The 16,976-nt window shown below is 65.6% G+C and carries 21 protein-coding genes and 1 pseudogene; 14 read left to right on the top strand and 8 right to left on the bottom strand.

The features are described 5' to 3' along the window. Window position 1 precedes the first annotated feature (1 nt). Window positions 2-937: a thiamine pyrophosphate-dependent enzyme gene (locus tag MUH00_RS13480; protein WP_246999345.1), complete on the top strand. Its 936-nt coding sequence runs from the start codon at window positions 2-4 to the stop codon at window positions 935-937. Window positions 938-1,071: 134 nt separating this feature from the next. On the opposite strand, the gene MUH00_RS13475 is transcribed toward MUH00_RS13480, so the two are convergent. Then, complete coding sequence (locus tag MUH00_RS13475; protein WP_246999343.1) at window positions 1,072-1,392, bottom strand: hypothetical protein; 321 nt, start codon at window positions 1,390-1,392, stop codon at window positions 1,072-1,074. A 146-nt stretch (window positions 1,393-1,538) separates the two neighbouring features. Between MUH00_RS13475 and lrpA1 the strand changes: the two genes are divergently transcribed. The 4 genes from lrpA1 to MUH00_RS13455 all read left to right on the top strand — a co-directional run bounded on the left by lrpA1 (window position 1,539) and on the right by MUH00_RS13455 (window position 4,446). Beyond that, a complete protein-coding gene (lrpA1, locus tag MUH00_RS13470; RefSeq protein WP_246999341.1) occupies window positions 1,539-1,967 on the top strand; it encodes an HTH-type transcriptional regulator LrpA1 in 429 nt (142 codons plus the stop codon). Window positions 1,968-2,069: 102 nt separating this feature from the next. Then, window positions 2,070-2,561, top strand: a complete 492-nt coding sequence (locus MUH00_RS13465) for an SRPBCC family protein (RefSeq protein ID WP_246999339.1) — start codon at window positions 2,070-2,072, stop codon at window positions 2,559-2,561. A 148-nt stretch (window positions 2,562-2,709) separates the two neighbouring features. Next, window positions 2,710-3,345, top strand: a complete 636-nt coding sequence (locus tag MUH00_RS13460) for a nitrous oxide reductase accessory protein NosL (protein WP_246999330.1) — start codon at window positions 2,710-2,712, stop codon at window positions 3,343-3,345. 186 nt (window positions 3,346-3,531) lie between these two features. Then, window positions 3,532-4,446 carry a DMT family transporter gene (locus MUH00_RS13455; protein WP_247003970.1) on the top strand — a complete coding sequence of 305 codons (915 nt, stop codon included), beginning with the start codon at window positions 3,532-3,534 and terminating at the stop codon, window positions 4,444-4,446. A 170-nt stretch (window positions 4,447-4,616) separates the two neighbouring features. Here the strand turns inward: MUH00_RS13455 and MUH00_RS13450 are convergent, their stop codons facing one another. The 6 genes from MUH00_RS13450 to MUH00_RS13425 all read right to left on the bottom strand — a co-directional run bounded on the left by MUH00_RS13450 (window position 4,617) and on the right by MUH00_RS13425 (window position 8,534). Beyond that, the gene (locus tag MUH00_RS13450; protein ID WP_246999328.1) at window positions 4,617-5,174 is read right to left on the bottom strand and encodes a dihydrofolate reductase family protein; all 558 of its coding nucleotides are present in this window, start codon (window positions 5,172-5,174) and stop codon (window positions 4,617-4,619) included. Between the two features lie 193 nt (window positions 5,175-5,367). After that, window positions 5,368-5,814: a hypothetical protein gene (locus MUH00_RS13445; protein ID WP_246999326.1), complete on the bottom strand. Its 447-nt coding sequence runs from the start codon at window positions 5,812-5,814 to the stop codon at window positions 5,368-5,370. A gap of 99 nt (window positions 5,815-5,913) precedes the next feature. After that, a complete protein-coding gene (gene queC, locus MUH00_RS13440) occupies window positions 5,914-6,648 on the bottom strand; it encodes a 7-cyano-7-deazaguanine synthase QueC (protein WP_246999325.1) in 735 nt (244 codons plus the stop codon). Between the two features lie 23 nt (window positions 6,649-6,671). Beyond that, window positions 6,672-7,448, bottom strand: a complete 777-nt coding sequence (locus MUH00_RS13435; protein WP_246999323.1) for a 7-carboxy-7-deazaguanine synthase QueE — start codon at window positions 7,446-7,448, stop codon at window positions 6,672-6,674. 1 nt (window position 7,449) lies between these two features. Then, window positions 7,450-7,923, bottom strand: a complete 474-nt coding sequence (locus MUH00_RS13430; protein ID WP_246999322.1) for a 6-pyruvoyl trahydropterin synthase family protein — start codon at window positions 7,921-7,923, stop codon at window positions 7,450-7,452. 254 nt (window positions 7,924-8,177) lie between these two features. Beyond that, window positions 8,178-8,534 (bottom strand): winged helix-turn-helix domain-containing protein, encoded by a 357-nt coding sequence (locus tag MUH00_RS13425; RefSeq protein ID WP_246999321.1) that lies wholly within the window; start codon window positions 8,532-8,534, stop codon window positions 8,178-8,180. A gap of 142 nt (window positions 8,535-8,676) precedes the next feature. On the opposite strand from MUH00_RS13425, the gene MUH00_RS13420 reads away from it, so the two are divergent. After that, window positions 8,677-9,363 carry a competence/damage-inducible protein A gene (locus MUH00_RS13420; protein ID WP_246999320.1) on the top strand — a complete coding sequence of 229 codons (687 nt, stop codon included), beginning with the start codon at window positions 8,677-8,679 and terminating at the stop codon, window positions 9,361-9,363. 3 nt (window positions 9,364-9,366) lie between these two features. On the opposite strand, the gene MUH00_RS22880 is transcribed toward MUH00_RS13420, so the two are convergent. Then, on the bottom strand, window positions 9,367-9,489 hold the full coding sequence (locus MUH00_RS22880) for a hypothetical protein (RefSeq protein ID WP_256464793.1): 123 nt from the start codon (window positions 9,487-9,489) through the stop codon (window positions 9,367-9,369). 139 nt (window positions 9,490-9,628) lie between these two features. On the opposite strand from MUH00_RS22880, the gene MUH00_RS13415 reads away from it, so the two are divergent. The 8 genes and pseudogenes from MUH00_RS13415 to dgoD all read left to right on the top strand — a co-directional run bounded on the left by MUH00_RS13415 (window position 9,629) and on the right by dgoD (window position 16,765). After that, on the top strand, window positions 9,629-10,768 hold the full coding sequence (locus MUH00_RS13415; protein WP_246999319.1) for an ATP-NAD kinase family protein: 1,140 nt from the start codon (window positions 9,629-9,631) through the stop codon (window positions 10,766-10,768). 195 nt (window positions 10,769-10,963) lie between these two features. Further along, window positions 10,964-11,995, top strand: coding sequence for a phosphate uptake regulator PhoU (locus tag MUH00_RS13410; protein ID WP_246999318.1), 1,032 nt, complete (start codon window positions 10,964-10,966; stop codon window positions 11,993-11,995). 70 nt (window positions 11,996-12,065) lie between these two features. Beyond that, the gene (locus MUH00_RS13405; protein WP_246999311.1) at window positions 12,066-12,254 is read left to right on the top strand and encodes a DUF7525 family protein; all 189 of its coding nucleotides are present in this window, start codon (window positions 12,066-12,068) and stop codon (window positions 12,252-12,254) included. A gap of 91 nt (window positions 12,255-12,345) precedes the next feature. Continuing rightward, a complete protein-coding gene (locus MUH00_RS13400; RefSeq protein WP_246999309.1) occupies window positions 12,346-12,570 on the top strand; it encodes a DUF7123 family protein in 225 nt (74 codons plus the stop codon). A 136-nt stretch (window positions 12,571-12,706) separates the two neighbouring features. After that, the gene (locus MUH00_RS13395; protein WP_246999307.1) at window positions 12,707-13,141 is read left to right on the top strand and encodes an SRPBCC family protein; all 435 of its coding nucleotides are present in this window, start codon (window positions 12,707-12,709) and stop codon (window positions 13,139-13,141) included. Between the two features lie 2 nt (window positions 13,142-13,143). After that, complete coding sequence (locus tag MUH00_RS13390; protein ID WP_246999306.1) at window positions 13,144-14,010, top strand: carbon-nitrogen family hydrolase; 867 nt, start codon at window positions 13,144-13,146, stop codon at window positions 14,008-14,010. Window positions 14,011-14,359: 349 nt separating this feature from the next. Next, window positions 14,360-14,671 (top strand): thiamine-binding protein, encoded by a 312-nt coding sequence (locus tag MUH00_RS13385; RefSeq protein ID WP_246999304.1) that lies wholly within the window; start codon window positions 14,360-14,362, stop codon window positions 14,669-14,671. A 994-nt stretch (window positions 14,672-15,665) separates the two neighbouring features. Then, a pseudogene (dgoD, locus tag MUH00_RS13380) lies at window positions 15,666-16,765 on the top strand (galactonate dehydratase). Window positions 16,766-16,976: the final 211 nt, after the last annotated feature.

Below are 16,976 nucleotides of genomic sequence, written 5' to 3'. Positions count from 1 at the left end.
CATGAGTGCATTCAACGCAATCGGTGAAGAACGAGAGATCGACCGGGACGAGTACACGCCCGGTGTCGAACCGCAGCCGACCTGGTGTCCGGGCTGTGGTGACTTCGGCGTTCTGAAGGCGCTGAAGCAGGCCCTCCCGGAAGTCGGCAAGACGCCCGAGGAAGTCCTGACGGTCACCGGGATCGGCTGTTCCGGCAAGCTGAACAGCTACCTGGACACCTACGGGTTCCACACGATCCACGGCCGCTCGCTGCCCGTGGCTCGCGCCGCCAAACTCGCCAACCCCGAACTCGAGGTCGTCGCCGCCGGCGGCGACGGCGACGGCTACGGCATCGGCGGCAACCACTGGATCCACACGGCCCGCGAGAACCACGACATCACCTACATCGTCTTCAACAACGAGATCTTCGGCCTGACGAAGGGCCAGACCTCGCCCACCAGTCCGAAGGGCCACAAGTCGAAGACCCAGCCGTCGGGCAGCGCGAAGACGCCGCTGCGACCGCTGTCGATGTCGCTGAACGCCGGCGCGAGCTACGTCGCTCGCACCGCCGCCGTGAACCCCAACCAGGCCAAGGAGATCATCAAGGAAGCGATCGAGCACGACGGCTTCGCGCACATCGACTTCCTCACGCAGTGTCCGACCTGGAACAAGGACGCCCGCCAGTACGTCCCGTACGTCGACGTCCAGGAGTCCGACGACTACGACTTCGACGTCACCGATCGCCGCGAGGCGGCCGAGATGATGTACGAGACCGAAAGCGCCCTCTACGACGGCACCGTCCTCACCGGACGCTACTACGTCGATGAAGACCGACCGTCCTACCAGGAGGAGAAATCCGCCGTCGGCGAACTGCCCGACCAGCCGCTGGCCGAGCGGTACTTCGACGACGACGCCGAGTGGGAGCGCAGCTACGACCTGCTCGATCGGCACAAGTAACGGGTCTCCCGCGGCTGTCCCACCGTTCGACGCGGATCTTCTGACGGCGTCTCGATACGGAGCGTCGCCGATCGTACTCGAAGCGGCGGTGCGATCGCATTCGGCGAGCGACGTACTCGAACGCGCGCGGCGGTTCAGCCCCGGTAGCCGACGCCGCGGGCGAATAGCTTGCTGACGTAGCTCAACGCGAGCAGCGCGACGATCAGGGCGCCGAGCGCCGCCGGTCGAAAGCCATAGACCATCTCGCGGACGGCGTACGCGATGGTGAGCAACCCCATGAGCATGGCCGTTCCGCCGGCTCGCCGGGCGACGTAGGCGGGATCGACCGACTCGTCGGCGTCGTAGCTCGCGTGGAGATCCACCCGACCGCGAACGCCGATGAGGTAGGCGAGGTAGCAGATTACCAGCCCACAGGCGAGCCAGACGGCGCCGCTGACGAGGTTGAAGGCGACCATTTCGGTTCCAGCATCTGGGGCCGGCGGCCGAATAAGTCCGCCGGAATCCGGACCGCCGTCGACATTCGTCGAGGGACGATTCGGTCGGGAGATCCGACGTTTTCGTATACAAAAGATATTTTCCCGTCGGAGCAAAACTGTATACCATGAGTACCCAGTCGACGGAAGATCGCATCCTCGAAGTTCTCGAGGAGGATGCCCAGGCCTCCTACGCCGAGATCGCCGATCGGGCCGAGGTCTCGAAACCGACGGTCAGAAAGTACATCAACCAGCTCGAAGACGAGGGCGTCATCGTCGGCTACTCGGCCGACATCGACCCGAAGAAGCTCTCGAGCAAGACGATCGCCCTGGTCGGGATCGACGTCGCGAGCGAACGCTACGTCGAAGCGACGAAGGCGCTCAAGGAACTCGCGGAGATCGAAGCCCTCTACAGTTCCAGCGGCGACCACATGCTGATGGCCGAGGTCCGCGCCGCGGACGGCGACGAAGTCGGCGAGATCATTTCCGACAAACTGCTCGAGATAGCGGGCGTCACCGCCGCCCACCCCTCGTTCCTGCAGGAGCGCCTAAAGTAGGCTCTCTCGGTCGCCGATCGGACCGGCGCCGCCGGCGACTCCCGATCCGGGAGATTCGACGGAGGCCGTCCCGTTTTGCCGATCGCCCCCGTAGTCGATATCATGCCGTCGTACGAACGCGAGACGCGGATCGACGCGCCACTCGAGAACGTGTGGGCGTTTCACTCGCGCGTCGAGGGGCTCGAGACCCTCACGCCGGCGTGGATGGGGCTGCGCGTCGAGTCCGTCGTCGGCCCGGACGGCGAACCGAACCCCGATCGACTGGAGGCCGGTTCGGAGATCGATCTCTCGATCCGACCGTTCGGCGTCGGTCCGCGCCGGCGGTGGACGTCGATCATCACGGAGCGCGAGCGCGACGACGGAACGGCCTACTTCCGCGACGAGATGGTTCGCGGACCGTTCGATCGGTGGGTCCACACCCACGCGTTCTACGCCGACGGGGACCGGACGGTGCTTCACGATCACGTCGACTACGAACTCCCGCTCAGCGGGACGCTCGGCGGCGTCTCGAGCGCCGCCGCGCCGATTTCGCAGGCCGGGTTCGAGGCGGTGTTCCGCCGGCGCCATCGAACGACGAAAGCCGAACTCGAGTGACGAGCGGCCGGCGGGTTCCGATCGTGTCGGCGCCGTCGATCGCCCCATCAGGAGCCAAAGCCGTCGCCGTCGGCGACCGGCGATCATCGTCGAGTTCGACGATCGAACCACGCTCGTTTTGCTCGCAGAGTCACAAGAGGGAGGTATCATGACTGGGTTCGAGGGGCGCCCGTTCACGCGGCGTCGACTGCTGGGGAGCGCGGGAGCCGGCGCGACGATCGCCGCCGCGGGGTGTCTGGGCAGATTCGGCGACGACGGTAGCGGGTCCGCCGACTCCGCCGAGGACGGCGACGGCCGCGGCGAAGGTGACGAACACCAGTACGCGACGGACGTCGAACATCCTGGCGGCGAACCACTCGAGTTCTCCGGCGATTACAACTGCCCGGTCTGCAACATGACGCCCGCCGACTACCCGCGGTGGCAGTGCCAGCTCGCCCACGAGAACGGCCAGGGCGCCCTCTTCGACACGCCCGGCTGCATGTTCGCCTACTACGCCGCCCCGCCGATCGACTCGCCGATCGACGGCGCGTGGGTGACGGACTTCGGGTCGGGCGACCTCGTGGACGGAACGGACGCCTCCTACGTGCTCGTCACCGATTCGGAAGCCGTCCCGAACGAGACTATGGGGCTCAACCCGCGACCGTTCGCGTCGTACGACGACGCCGTCGCGTACCTCGACGAGTGGGAGGCCGAGGAGTTGACCGAGGACGACATCGTCGGCCTGGCCGACGTCGACCGGGAGGTCGCCGCGATCTACCGCGGGAACCGGCTTCCGGACGAGTGACGCGCCGGGTTCGGTCGCGTATTGACGCCGTCCGACGCAGGGCGAAGTCCCGACGGGTTCCGACGCCGTGGCCTCGCGGCTGTTCTCGACGGCGCGGCGCTCGCGACAGTTCCGCGCACGATCCGATCGGGAGCTTTCGGAACGCGTTTGCCGCCCCGGGCGCACGTCCCGGACGTGACCGTCTCGATGTCGGATCTCGAGGTGACGCCGATCGCCGCGCTGGCGTTCGCGGTCTTCGCCGCCAGCACGAGCGCGATCCTGGTGCGCTGGAGCCACGCGCCGAGTTCCGTCGCGGCCTTCTACCGGGTGCTGTTCACGACGGCGATCGTCGCGCCGATCGCACTCCTCCGATATCGGGACGATCTGAGCCGGCTCTCGTGGTCCGATCTCGGGTGGGCGATCGTCGCCGGGGTCGCGCTCGCGGTGCACTTCGCCGCCTGGTTCGAGAGCCTGAACTACACCAGCGTCGCCGCCAGCGTAACGCTCGTCCAGACCCAGCCGATCTTCGTCGCGCTCGGCGCCGCCCTCGTGCTCGGCGAACGAGTCTCTCGCGAGACGGTGACTGGAATCGCGATCGCGATCGTCGGGGCGGCGGCGATGTCGTTCGGCGACGCGGGCCAGGCCCCGCTCGCGGACGCGACGCTGTACGGGAACTCGCTCGCGCTCCTGGGGGCGATCACCGTCGCGGGGTACGTCCTCGCCGGCCGATCGATCCGCCAGCGCGTCCCGCTGTTTCCGTACGTGACCGTCGTCTACACGGCCTGCGCGCTGACGCTCGGCCTGCTCGTCGGTGCGCAGGGTCACGCCTACCTCGCCTATCCCGGCCGCGAGTGGCTGCTCTTTCTCGGCATGGCGATCGGGCCGGGCATCCTCGGCCACACGATCGTCAACTGGGTGTTAAAACACCTCGAGTCGGTCGTCGTCAGCGTCGCCTGGCTCGGCGAACCCGTCGGCTCGACGCTGCTCGCGCTGGTGTTGCTCTCCGAGGTGCCGGACGCGATCACGGTGCTGGGCGGCGCGATCGTCCTCGCGGGAATCTACGTGACGACGATCGAACGGGAGCGGCGACGCGGGCCGGACGAGGTCGCGGCGGGCGAGTAACGACCCGTATTTCAGCGAAAACTACTGAGTGAGTTATGCGGAGCGGCGGCTGTATCCTCTTCGATCGGTCCCTACCCGACATGAATCGAGCGCCATCCCCTCCCCACTTGTCAGTAAGAGGGAAGAGTTAGTAGAGGGGAAGAAGCGTTCAAATGAGTAGCCGCCGCGAACTACTGCACCTCATAGGTTAGAACCGCGAAAATATCGCCGTACTTTTGCGCGTCAACCAGTTTCAGGGGCGAATCGGTGATCCTGCGTGGCAACAACGGCGCACCCGAGGCGAGCGTGACGGGAGCAACGGTGAGAATAATCTCGTCGAGTAGGCCGCGATCGTGGAACTGTCCGACGAGGTCACCACCCCCGACAAGCCAGACGTTCTCGCCGTCTGCGGCCGTCACCATCTCTGCATGGACGGGCTCGACGTCCCCCTGCACGAAGCGGACGTCCGCACCGTCGACTGCCGGTAATTCTCGGCTGCTAAACACCCAAGCCGGGACCTCATACGGCCACGTTTCCGGGTTTTCCAGGAGGTTCTCGTGCTCGACGAGCCACTCGTATGTCGTCGACCCCATGGCCAGGGCACCGACCTGGTCTATGAACTGCGGGTAGTCGTCCTTCACGCCCTCGATTTCCTCGATCGCTCCGAACTGGAAGAGCCAGTCGAGCGAGTTATCGTCGTCGGCGAGATACCCGTCGATGCTCGTTGCGGTGTAGTATTGGGTCTTCATCTGTTAACCCCCGTTGAGGGATCGTTTTGGCGACGTAACGGTGGTACATCACCAGTCCGCCATGCGCTATCTTATCCGTCGCTCCTACATAGAGGGAGCGTATCGTACCCGAACTACAGTTCGGGATCCACCGGCGACGACGTGTGCTACACCGGCCGAGAGGCGTCCACTACTCGTCGACGACGATCGCCTCTCAGGAAACCTCGCTCGGCGGCTTCGCTCCGCGAGGAGGTGGCTCCATCCCGTCATGAACCGGCGACGCCACCCTGACCGTATACACCAGGAGTACCGTCCCCACCGCGGTGACGACGAACACCACGATCGGCGTCGCGACGTGGACGAGTTTGAACAGCGAAAACCCGAATCCACCCAGAATCGTGGACACGTACGTCCAGGCGCTTTCCGGGGCGTAGTCGACTACGTGCTTTCGACCGTACGTCGCGTACCAGAAGCCACAGAGGACTCCGAAAAGCGCGACGATCGGACGCTCGTCGGGAGCCGGGAGTCCGACCTCGAAGTGGGCGTGCACGGCGAACACGACCAACAGGGCGACCAGGAAGACGAACTCGCCGCGACGCCCCTCGGGAGTCGCCCAGTCTCCGTTCTCGTCGCGGAACCACTCCAGTATGGCGGCGGCCATCGGGCGTCGGTTCTCGGCGCACCGTCGTAAACATTTTCTAACAGTTCGTGACCGAATCTCCGCGATCGCGGCTCCCGACGCGGGACGCTCGGATCGGCCTTACCCCCGATCGGCGTACGTCGGCCGTTCGGCGTACGCGATCGGATCGCGAACTCCGACGTTCTGGAAGGCCTGCAGCCGGAACGCGCAGGCGTCGCAGGTGCCGCAGGCGGGTTCGTTCTCGCGGTAGCAACTCCACGTGTGTTCGAACGGGACGTCGAGTTCGACGCCGCGGTCCGCGATGTCGGTTTTCGACCAGTCGACGAACGGCGCCTCGATCGCGATCTCGGTCTCGGGTTTCGTTCCGACGTCGGCGACGCGTTCGAACGCGTCGAAGAACGCGGGGCGGCAGTCCGGATACCCCGAGAAGTCCTCGCTGTGGGCGCCGATGAAGACGGCCGAAGAGGCGTTGGCCTCGGCGTAGGAGACCGCCATCGCCAGCAGGTTCGCGTTGCGGAACGGGACGTAGGAGGTGGGGATCTCGTCGCTTTCGAGGTCGGCGTCTTCGACGTCCATCCCGTCGTCGGTGAGACTCGAGGCGCCGATCGCCGAGAGGTGGCCGGTCTCGATCCGGAGGAAGTCGGCGGCGTCGAGTTCGTCGGCGAGTCGGCGGGCACATTCGAGTTCGCGATCCTCAGTGCGCTGACCGTAGGAGGTGTGCAGGGCGTACAGGTCGTAGCCGCGATCGCGAGCCTCGTAGGCGTCAGTGGCGCTGTCCATCCCGCCGGAGAGGAGGACGACGGCGCGGTCAGGAGTCGATTCGTCGGTCGCGGTGTCGGTGAGTGTCTCGGTCATAGCGGTGTCTCGGGGGCGTCGAATTACGTCTCGGGGGCGTCGTTCCAGAGGTCGACGTGCAGCCGCGGCGTGTACCGGAAGCCGTGGTCCATCGCCAGTCGCGCGACGCGATTTCGGGTCTCCTTGAGTCGCGTTCGCGTCGCGCCCTCGGGCATCAGGAGCACGTCGTCGTTTCGAACCGGGACGGCGGCCGCGCCTCGGAGGTCCCCGAGCAACTCGAGGATCTCCGGCATATCGTCCGCGTCGGTGACGACGAACTTCAGTTGGAAATCGTAGTCCTCGACGAGACGGACGAGCGTGCCGAGGTCGATCCGATCGGCCTCGTGGCGCGCCTCCCACTCGCCCTCGCCTTTCGGATCGCGATCGGGCGTGGGCACACTGCTCGCGAGTTTCGGGCTGATCGAGGCGAGATCGATCGGGGCGTCCCGGTAGATCGTGCCGTTCGTCTCGACGGTCGTGTGGTAGCCCCGATCGGTGAGCGCTTCGATGAGGGTGACACTTGCCTCGTGGATCAGCGGCTCGCCGCCGGTGAGAACGACGTGCTCGGCGCTCTCGTGCGACTCCACCTCCGCTACGATCGTCTCGAGATCCATCCACGCGTGCGTGGGTTCCCAGGAGGTGTGATAGGAGTCACAGAACCAGCATCTGAGATTACAGCCGCTCGTGCGGACGAACACCGACGGGACGCCGGCGAGCGCACCTTCGCCCTGCAGGGAGTAGAACAGTTCGTTGATCGGGAGACCGTCGCCGTCCGCGGCGTCCACCTCGCTCGCCCGATCGACCGAGTCGGAGACCGGCATTTCAGAACCGGCTCCCCCCGCAGAGTTCGGACGTCTCGTTGACCTGCACGGCGACGTCGGTGATAGTGTCGGGTAGCGCGGCCTCGAGTTTCCGCTCCAGGAGGACGCTCATCACCTCCGCCGTCGGCGGGTGTTCGAGGACGATCACGGCGTCATCGTCGCCGGTCGCTTCGAACGCCTCGACGAGCGGATCGCCCGCCTCGAGTAGGAACATGTGATCCCACTCGTCGATGACGTCGGTAATATCTCCTTTGTCGGCGATCCACCCCTCCTCGGTGAGTTCGCCCGTCAGGGTGACGGCGATCTCGTAGTTGTGGCCGTGTGGCCGCGAACACTTGCCGTCGTGGTGCAGGATGCGGTGGCCGGCGCTGATCCGGATCGGCCGGTCCCGGCCGACGTGGAGGACGCGTCGAGTTCCGACGACGTCCGCCGAGTTCGCGTCGATCGCCTCGCCGTCTCCTGCTACTCCAGTCATACCTCGAGATTATCGAGAGAGTACTTAACTCTGGTCGATGCGTCGGAACGCGATCGTAGGGCGAGCGAAGCGCCGGGACGCCGTTCGTCTCGACCGCGGGAGGGAGTTGCCGTCCGAAGGAGGTCGACGTGGAGAACGAGACTGGACGCTACCGGCGAGGCTGCACGGAGCACGGGACGCGAGGACGCGCGGGTCGTTCGACGGGCGAGACGAGCGATCGGTTCCGAAGCCGCATCCAACGGTCGGTCGAACGGTCAGTCCTCGAGCTGATCCTGGAGTCTATTTTTGGCCTCCGTTCTGCGCTTTCGAGAGAACGCCGGACCGTCGCCGGAGAAGTCGATTTCGATCTGGTCGACCGTTCGGCGGTAGATGTTCGTTCGACGTCCCTCGTCGGAGAGTTGTCGTCCCTCACAGGTCAACAGGCCGGCACGTACGAGATCTTCGATTCGACGGTAACAGGTCGCGATCGGAATTTCGATATCGTCGCTCAACGCTTGAGCCGACTTCGGCGTCCCCGCTGCACAGAGAATCTCCGCGCTGTACTTGCTTCCCAACGCGGAGAGGACCGTACTCGAATCCGGCTCGTCCTGTTCCGCCACGCTACGAGACATCACCGTACTGTTATCATTATCAAAATTGAATCTTGTGGTTATCTAGCGTACAATTCTCCTGGTATATCGTCGGCGGTGACACGACGGCGGCGCGGGGATCGACGGACGAGAGTCATTTTACCGATCGGTTCGAAGGGAAGCTATGAACGTCGCGGTCGTCACGGTCGGGGACGAACTGCTCGCGGGACGGACGACGAACACGAACGCCACGTGGCTGTGCGAACGCCTCACCGAGCGCGGCGCGAGCGTCGAACGGGTCACGACGGTCCCCGATCGAGTCGGGGACATCGCCCGCGTGATCGACGAGTACCGCGCGGAGTACGATGCGGTCGTCGTCACCGGCGGCCTCGGACCGACGCACGACGATGTTACCATGGAGGGCGTCGCCGCCGCCCTCGGACGGGGGCTGGAGGAACACGAGACCGCCCTCGCGTGGCTCGAGGAGAACGGCTACTCACGCGCCGATCTGACCGAGGGGACGGCGAACCTGCCGATCGGCGCGCGGCCGCTCCACAACGAAGTCGGCGTCGCTCCGGGCGCGGTGCTCGACGGCGTCTACGTCCTCCCGGGCGTGCCGGCCGAGATGAAGGCGATGTTCGAGTCGATCGCTCCCGAATTCGCCGGCGAGCCGACCTACCGGGAGGACGTGCTCGCGGCCGAACCCGAGAGCGCGCTCCTCGATCGGATCGAACGGCTTCGCGAGGAGTTCGACGTCTCCGTCGGCAGCTATCCGGGCGAGTCGGTCCGACTCGTCATCGAGAGTCCGGACGAATCCGCCGCGGCGGACGCCGCGGCGTGGCTTCGCGAGCGAGTCGAGTCACCCCGCTAGCCGCTACCGGTAGAAGTAGGCGATCCAGAGCAGCGTCACGAGCAGGCTGAGTACCAGTACCCCCGGGCCGACGATCTCCATCGGCAGTGCCGGGTCCGACGCGAGAACGGTGGACAGTTCGGTCATGGGCGTCGATCGGTCCCGTGCCCTCTTAACGGTTCAGAAATCGTCGGGAATCGCCGCAGTGGCGCGGCTCGGGATCGCGGACGCGATTTTCCACCCCGCTACCGTACGCCTCTTTGTGCCGGCGCCCGATGTGTCCGCCATGGAGTCGCTCGGCGTCGTCGTGAATCCGATCGCGGGCATGGGCGGTCGGGTCGGGTTGAAGGGAACCGACGGAAACGTCGCGGAAGCGCGTCGTCGGGGAGCCGAACCGCGCGCGCCCGATCGAGCTAAAGAGGCGCTGTCGTCGCTATACCGCCGGAATCCCGACCTCGCGGTCTACGCGGCGGCGACCGTGCTGGGCGCGGACGCCGCTCGCGACGCGGGGTACGAGCCCGAAGTCGTCTACGACCCCCGAACGGGAGGCGAGGGGACGGCCGACGCGACGAACGGGGCCGCGGGACCGTCCAGGTCGATCGATCCGGCCGAGCCGGGGACGTCGGCCGCGGACACTCGCAACGCCGTTCGGGCCTTCCTCGATCGCGGCGTCGACCTCGTGCTCTTCGTCGGCGGCGACGGGACCGCGGTCGACGTCGCCGAAGTCCTCGACGCGGACGGCGCCGAAACGCCGATGCTCGGCGTGCCCGCGGGCGTCAAGATCTACTCGTCGGTGTTCGGCGTCACGCCCGCCGACGCGGGACGAATCGCCGCCGAGTTCGATCGGGTCGAGGACCGCGAGGTCAACGACATCGACGAAGCGGCCTACCGCGAGGGCGAGGTGCGGACGGAGCTGAAGGCCGTGGTTCCGGTCCCCGTCGCCCCCGACGTCCAGTCGAGCAAGCAGATCTCCAGCGGGAACGTCGACGGATTGGCGTCCGGGTTCGCACGCGAGGTCGAGGCCGAACGCACCTACGTCTTCGGCCCCGGCAGCACCGTCGGCGCGATCGAGGAGGAACTCGGGATCGATCCGTCGCCGCTCGGCGTCGACGTCTGGCGCAACGGCGACGTACTGGCGCGCGACGCCTCGGAGTCCGACATCCTCGACGCGCTCGACGAGCCCGCGACGATCGTCGTCTCGCCGATCGGCGGCCAGGGATTCATTTTCGGCCGCGGGAATCACCAGCTCTCGCCGGCGGTCATCGAGCGAGCCGACGAGATCGAGGTCGTCGCCTCGGAATCGAAACTCGACGCGATCGCCGCGTTACGTGTCGATATCGACGATCCGGCAGTCGACGAGGAGTTGCGCGGCTGGGTTCAGGTCCGTACGGGCCGGTTCACGACCCGCCTCGTGAAGGTCGTGTGAGGGCCGGTTTTCGGGTTCGGACCGCGCGAGGATGGACGAGCGCCGGTGACGCGCCGTTCGACCGTCGCGGCGGCCCCGACGATGCTGTTTAAGGAGTACCCGAATACGAGCAGAGAACACAACCATATAGCCATCCGGTTCGGATATAATGAGCATATAGTCAAGATTAAGGTCGATTCGATCGTACCCGATCTCATGGAAACGCGGAAAGTGCAACGACTCGGCCCGTCGACGCTGGCGATGACCCTCCCGGCGGAGTGGGCCGCCGAACACGCGGTCGAGAAGGGCGACGAGGTGTCGCTGCGGACGAGCGGCAAGGGAACGCTGACGGTGATGCCGGAATCTGCGAGCTCCGAAGAGACGGAGGCGATCATCCACTCGGACGATCTGGGCGCCGCAGCCGTCGAGCGGGCGATCGTCGCCCAGTACGTGCTTGGCCGTCGGGTCATCCGGATCGAGTGCGAGGACGGCGCCCTGGAGTCGGCGACGATCAACGCGGTCTACCAAGCGGAGACGCAGCTGATGGGGCTGGGCGTGATCGAGGAGACCCCCGAGAGCATCTCGATCCGCTGTTCGGTCGACCCCGAGGACTTCACGCTCGACAACCTCCTGGAACGCCTGGAGCGCACCGGCCAGACGATGCGCAGCGAGGCGATCAAAGCCCTCGCCCACGGCAATCCGGATCTCGCCCAGCGCGCGCTGAACCGGGAGCGACAGGCCAACAAGATCTTCGTGCTCCTCCTGCGACTGATCTTCACCGCCTACCAGAACCCAAACCTCGCCCGCGCGGTCGGGTTGAACAGCGGCTTCCCGCTGATCGGCTACCGATCGATCGCGAAGAACCTCGAACTGACCGCCGACAACGCGGAGGACATCGGCGAGATCGTCATCGAGACCGAGGGTCACAGCTTAAACGTCGACAGCGCGGTGATGCGCGAGATCCGCGAGTTGAACGAGCTGGTCGACGAGATCACCTCGTGCGCGGTCGAGGCGGCCGTCGAACGGGATTACGACAAGTCCAACGAGGTCCGCAAACTGTTCCACGACATCTCCGACCAGGAGCAGGCGATCCTCTCGGAGCTCCCGGAAATGTCCAACGAGGATCTGCTGCGCGTCCGCGAAGTGCTCGTCAGCCTCCAACAGACCGCCCAGTACGCGATGCGCAACGCCGAAATCGCGGCGAACCTCGCGCTGAACGAGGAGTCCGAATACACGACGATCAACTGAGTCGTCGCTCGGTTCGACAACGAGCGGGAAAACGAGTATAATTAAGAGCGCCGACCCGAAACCCCCGACCATGGCTACACAATCGGAAGCGGCGACGGACAAGGGCATCGGACTATCGCTCGCGCTCGGCGCGCTCGCGGTCATCGGGGCGGCGCTGATGTTCGCCGGGGCGCCCGAGATCGAAGCGGCGTGGGGCTTTGCCGCCGCGATGGTCTTCGGATCGCTAGCTGTCGTCGGTATCCACCTTTACTCCGAGTAAGTGTCGCATTGGGATCGTTCGGCGCCGCGGTTTCGCGGTGCGTATCGGCCGTTAAAAGTTAAGACTACCCGCGCCCTAGATGGCGCTGACGATGACCGACTACTCCGACGAAGAGCAGCGAATTCTCTCGTATCTCCGCGAGAGTGCCGCCCGCGGCGAGCAGTACTTCCGGGCGAAAAACATCGCGAACGCGATCGGACTCTCGTCGAAACAGGTTGGCGCGCGGCTGCCGCACCTCGCCGAGAAATCGGACGACGTCGACATCGAGAAGTGGGGTCGCGCCCGGTCGACGACCTGGAAAGTAACTCTCAGCTGAGCGTTCGTCCTCGTCCCCATCCTCGTCGCCGTCCGTTCGGAACTCGAATTTCCGGCCGCCGGGCGATCGGCCGCTCGCCGCTTGCGGGACGGCCGAGGCCACGGTCTTTTTACCGGTCAATCACCCAGATACGGGCATGACTGTACGGGTCGACCGGTCGTTCGAATTGTCGGCATCGCCCGAGCGAGTCTGGGCGTTCATCGCGGATCCGGAAAACCGCGCTCGGGCGATCAGCGTCGTCGACGAGTACACCGTCACGGACGAGGACGGCTACGAGGTCACGTGGCACGTCGAGTTACCGATCCCCCTCGTGCGCCGGACGATCGCGGTCGACACCGAAGACGTTACGCGGCGATCGCCGGAGTACGTGAAGTTCGTCGGCCGCTCCAGCGTGTTGACCGTCACCGGCGAACACGAGATCGTCGAGACCGACGCCGGGTGTCGCCTCGAGAACCGCTTCGTCGTCGACGGCAAACTCCCCGGCGTCGAGAAGTTCTTCAAGCGGAATCTGGACGACGAGCTGGAGAACCTCCGGCGCGCGCTCGAACGCGACCTCGCAACACAGCAATAGTCATGACCGACCCGACCCCCGAACCCGACGGACCGACCGCCGACGACCGACCGACGGTTGACGAACCGACGATCGCGCTCGCACAGATACGCGTCGAACCGGGCGAGATCGAGGCGAACGTGGATCGGGCGATCGCCGCCGTCTCCCGGGCGGCGGCCCGCGGCGCATCGATCGTCGCGCTCCCGGAGCTGTTCAACGTGGGCTACTTCGCCTTCGACCTGTACGCGCGGAAGGCGGAACCCTTCGAGGGGGAGACGTTCACCCGGCTCCGCGAGGCGGCCGCCGACCACGAAATCGCGGTCCTCGCGGGCTCGATCGTCGAGGACCTCGCGGCGACCGACTCGGTCGAGACGCCGGCCGACGAGGGACTGGCCAACACCGCCGCGCTGTTCGACGCCGACGGCGAGTTGCGACTCGTCTACCGGAAACACCACCTGTTCGGCTACGACTCCGCGGAGTCGGAACTGCTCGTCCCCGGCGAGCGCATCGAGACCGCGTCGATCGGCCCTTTCACCGTCGGCGTGACGACCTGCTACGACCTTCGGTTCCCGGAGCTGTACCGGGAACTGATCGACGCGGGGGCCGACCTGCTGCTCGTCCCCAGCGCGTGGCCGTACCCGCGGATCGAGCACTGGCGGACGCTCTCGCAGGCCCGCGCGATCGAGAACCAGTGTTACGTCGCGACGATCAATGGTAGCGGCGCCTTCGACGAGGCAACCCTACTCGGTCGATCGAGCGTCTACGATCCCTGGGGCGTCCCGCTCGCGTCGGCCGGGGACGACCCGGCGCTCGTGCTGGCCGACGTCGATCCGGACCGGGTCGCAGCCGTTCGCGAGGAGTTCCCGGCGCTCGCGGACCGTCGGCTCTAGCCGGGTTCTCGGCCGGCGATCTCGCGAAGTCAAGTCGCTGCGACGGACCGCTGATTTTTTGGTCTCACCCCGCTTTTTCACGAATGCCGGGAGGGCGCTTTTCACGTCATTTCCGGCACTGCGCGTCGCTCCGGCCCGTCGCACCGCTCGTTTCCCGGGAACGAGCACACCCCGTCTCCTCGTCCACACCTTTCGTCACTCTCGCTTTCCGATCGATTCGCCGCGCGAGCCGCGGCGATCGCTTCCGGCGTGCGTATCCACGCCGAAGAACTATGCGTGCCGTCGTGGTAGCACGTCGGTGCCAGCGGGCGACCGCGTTCCCGCAACGTAGCCCTCGAGGTGTTTCCCCATGACAGTTATCGCCAGATTCGAGGTCATCCCCGTCCGCGACGGGAGCCTCTCCGAAGAGATCGCACAGGCGATCGAAGCGCTCGACGAGTTCGACGTCTCGTACGAACTGACCGCGACCGATACCGTGGTCGAGGCGGAGGAGGTCGACGAGGTGTTCGACGCCGTCCGGGCGGCGCACAACGCGGTCGAGAGCGATCGCACCATCACCTCGCTCGAGATCGACGACTACGGGAGCCGCGATACGGAGGCCGAGGACCGCGTCGAGTCGGTCGCGAACGTGCTCGGGCGCGAGCCGAAGCGCGATCGGTGAGCCGACTCGGACGCGAGCCGCGCACTCGACGCCTGCCGTCGCCCGGTATCGTCCGTTCGCCTGTTCCGAACCCGTCGGCCGATCCGGGCCGCCGCTCGATTCGTCGGAAGCGGATCGGATGACGGCCCCGTGACTCCGCCGCTCGTAGCGGCTGGTATTCGACCGAACTACGTATTTTGAATTTGGTATATTTGAACTAGTGTGTGTAACTAGGAGAGATCCGCTGATTTCGAGCTCTGCGTTTCCGCCACAGAAACACCTTCGTGTCGAACCACATTCCCGTCGAGTAAGCCCTGGTACGGCGATGAGGGGGGTTTCTGTCGATCGGCATTCGAACGCCGGAGGCGACCGAGTGGAGAATCTGATCCCGGAGTCGATCGGTATCGAATTTTACCTGACGATTCGAAATCCGACGTTCGTGCCGTGAAACGTCGAACTGTCGACGATTGGCGTTCGGTATCGCGTTCGACGACGAATATGCCCTATTTATAATTATGAATTATTTAAAAGTATTACTTCTATTTGGTTTCTCCGTCGGAGTATCCGGCGCGGGTTCCGCCGCAACACCGCCGCGCGAACGGCCCTCTCGAACGCGGCACCGGCGACCGAATCGTCGCCACCTTCGCCGTCGATCGACCACCAAGCGATTCCAGACCCGTTCTTCCGATCGGAACCGATGCTTGGACGAGCGATCGCGCGGTACCGTCCTCGTCTCGGCCGCCCTTCGTGAGACGGGCGGCCACAGAGAGGAGACGGCAGACGAGGTTACAGCCGTATGTGTGTAAACACGCGGCGGACTGGCGCCCGTTGCGTCCTGTTTCCAACGAAGACACGTCGCGTACCGATCGCTGCCGGAGGACGAGCGCTGGACCCTCGCCCCGTCGCTGTTCTACTGCGACGACCCGATCGCGATCGCGGCGCTCGCCGCGTTCGTCGAGGAACTCGCGCGGGACCTATCCGACCGGCTAACGTCGCCGCACACCAATTGAGATTTATGCACATAACGGATTACGAACTGTTCGAAGTGTCGCCGCGCTGGCTGTTCCTCAAGGTGACGACGAGCGACGGTACCGTCGGCTGGGGCGAACCCGTCGTCGAGGACCGCGCCAAGACCGTCGAGACGGCGGTCGAAGAACTGATGGACACCTACCTTCTCGGCGAGGACCCGTCGCGGATCGAGGACCACTGGCAGACGATGTACCGCGGCGGCTTCTACCGCGGCGGCCCGATCCTCATGTCGGCGATCGCCGGTATCGACCAGGCGCTGTGGGACATCAAGGGCAAGACGTTCGACGCGCCGGTGTACGAACTTCTCGGCGGGAAGGCCCGCGATCGGCTGCGCGTCTACCAGTGGATCGGCGGGGACGCCCCCTCGGACGTCGCCGACGAGGCCCGGGCGAAGGTCGACGCCGGCTTCACCGCGCTGAAGATGAACGGGACGCCGGCGATCGGATGCGCGAGGCCGTCGGCGACGACATCGACGTCGGCGTGGACTTCCACGGCCGCGTCTCGAAACCGATGGCCAAGCGACTGGTCGCGGCGCTCGAACCGTACGAGCCCTTTTTCGTCGAGGAACCCGTCCTGTCCGAGCAGTTTGACGATCTCGGAGAGATCGCCCAACACACGACGATCCCGATCGCGACCGGCGAGCGGCTGTACTCTCGCTGGGACTTCAAGTCGATCTTCGAGGACGGCCACGTCGACCTCATCCAGCCGGACCTCTCGCACGCCGGGGGCATTACGGAGGTCACGAAGATCGCGAGCATGGCCGAGGCCCACGACGTCGCGATGGCGCCCCACTGTCCGCTCGGGCCGATCGCGCTCGCCTCCTGCATCCAGGTCGACGCCTGTTCGCCCAACGCGCTCATCCAGGAGCAGAGCCTGGACATCCACTACAACGAGACCAGCGACGTCCTCGACTACCTCACCGATCCCTCGGTGTTCGAGTACCGCGGCGGCTACGTCGACATCCCCGAGGGGCCAGGCCTCGGCATCGAGGTCGACGAGGACCACGTCCGGGAGCAAGCGCAGACGGACGTCGACCGGCACAACCCCGTCTGGCGCCATCCCGACGGCTCCGTTGCCGAATGGTGAGTCCCCGATAGACGTCTCCTATTCGGATTGGGCGGGTCCACAGTAGGATTGATCGATACCGCGAAAGTTCCACCCGTGGTAGCCTGTCCGATCAGCCGGGACGGGCGGGGTTGAAAGCGCCAGGGGCTTTCGTGGCGTTTTAACTATCGTCATCTTCCACAACGAACCATCAGACCCAACGAGCGGGGACTCGAACGCTGTGAGGCGACCG

This window comes from Halosolutus gelatinilyticus (genome assembly GCF_023028105.1).
Classification (GTDB): Archaea; Halobacteriota; Halobacteria; order Halobacteriales; family Natrialbaceae; genus Halosolutus; species Halosolutus gelatinilyticus.
This window is presented reverse-complemented; position numbering and strand designations above follow the sequence as displayed.

Bases quoted from the DNA above. Each gene is read 5' to 3' on its own strand.
- MUH00_RS13480 (WP_246999345.1), top strand. From the start codon at position 2: ATGAGTGCATTCAACGCAATCGGTGAAGAACGAGAGATCGACCGGGAC.
- MUH00_RS13475 (WP_246999343.1), bottom strand. From the start codon at position 1,392: ATGGTCGCCTTCAACCTCGTCAGCGGCGCCGTCTGGCTCGCCTGTGGG.
- lrpA1 (WP_246999341.1), top strand. From the start codon at position 1,539: ATGAGTACCCAGTCGACGGAAGATCGCATCCTCGAAGTTCTCGAGGAG.
- MUH00_RS13465 (WP_246999339.1), top strand. From the start codon at position 2,070: ATGCCGTCGTACGAACGCGAGACGCGGATCGACGCGCCACTCGAGAAC.
- MUH00_RS13460 (WP_246999330.1), top strand. From the start codon at position 2,710: ATGACTGGGTTCGAGGGGCGCCCGTTCACGCGGCGTCGACTGCTGGGG.
- MUH00_RS13455 (WP_247003970.1), top strand. From the start codon at position 3,532: ATGTCGGATCTCGAGGTGACGCCGATCGCCGCGCTGGCGTTCGCGGTC.
- MUH00_RS13450 (WP_246999328.1), bottom strand. From the start codon at position 5,174: ATGAAGACCCAATACTACACCGCAACGAGCATCGACGGGTATCTCGCC.
- MUH00_RS13445 (WP_246999326.1), bottom strand. From the start codon at position 5,814: ATGGCCGCCGCCATACTGGAGTGGTTCCGCGACGAGAACGGAGACTGG.
- queC (WP_246999325.1), bottom strand. From the start codon at position 6,648: ATGACCGAGACACTCACCGACACCGCGACCGACGAATCGACTCCTGAC.
- MUH00_RS13435 (WP_246999323.1), bottom strand. From the start codon at position 7,448: ATGCCGGTCTCCGACTCGGTCGATCGGGCGAGCGAGGTGGACGCCGCG.
- MUH00_RS13430 (WP_246999322.1), bottom strand. From the start codon at position 7,923: ATGACTGGAGTAGCAGGAGACGGCGAGGCGATCGACGCGAACTCGGCG.
- MUH00_RS13425 (WP_246999321.1), bottom strand. From the start codon at position 8,534: ATGTCTCGTAGCGTGGCGGAACAGGACGAGCCGGATTCGAGTACGGTC.
- MUH00_RS13420 (WP_246999320.1), top strand. From the start codon at position 8,677: ATGAACGTCGCGGTCGTCACGGTCGGGGACGAACTGCTCGCGGGACGG.
- MUH00_RS22880 (WP_256464793.1), bottom strand. From the start codon at position 9,489: ATGACCGAACTGTCCACCGTTCTCGCGTCGGACCCGGCACTGCCGATG.
- MUH00_RS13415 (WP_246999319.1), top strand. From the start codon at position 9,629: ATGGAGTCGCTCGGCGTCGTCGTGAATCCGATCGCGGGCATGGGCGGT.
- MUH00_RS13410 (WP_246999318.1), top strand. From the start codon at position 10,964: ATGGAAACGCGGAAAGTGCAACGACTCGGCCCGTCGACGCTGGCGATG.
- MUH00_RS13405 (WP_246999311.1), top strand. From the start codon at position 12,066: ATGGCTACACAATCGGAAGCGGCGACGGACAAGGGCATCGGACTATCG.
- MUH00_RS13400 (WP_246999309.1), top strand. From the start codon at position 12,346: ATGACCGACTACTCCGACGAAGAGCAGCGAATTCTCTCGTATCTCCGC.
- MUH00_RS13395 (WP_246999307.1), top strand. From the start codon at position 12,707: ATGACTGTACGGGTCGACCGGTCGTTCGAATTGTCGGCATCGCCCGAG.
- MUH00_RS13390 (WP_246999306.1), top strand. From the start codon at position 13,144: ATGACCGACCCGACCCCCGAACCCGACGGACCGACCGCCGACGACCGA.
- MUH00_RS13385 (WP_246999304.1), top strand. From the start codon at position 14,360: ATGACAGTTATCGCCAGATTCGAGGTCATCCCCGTCCGCGACGGGAGC.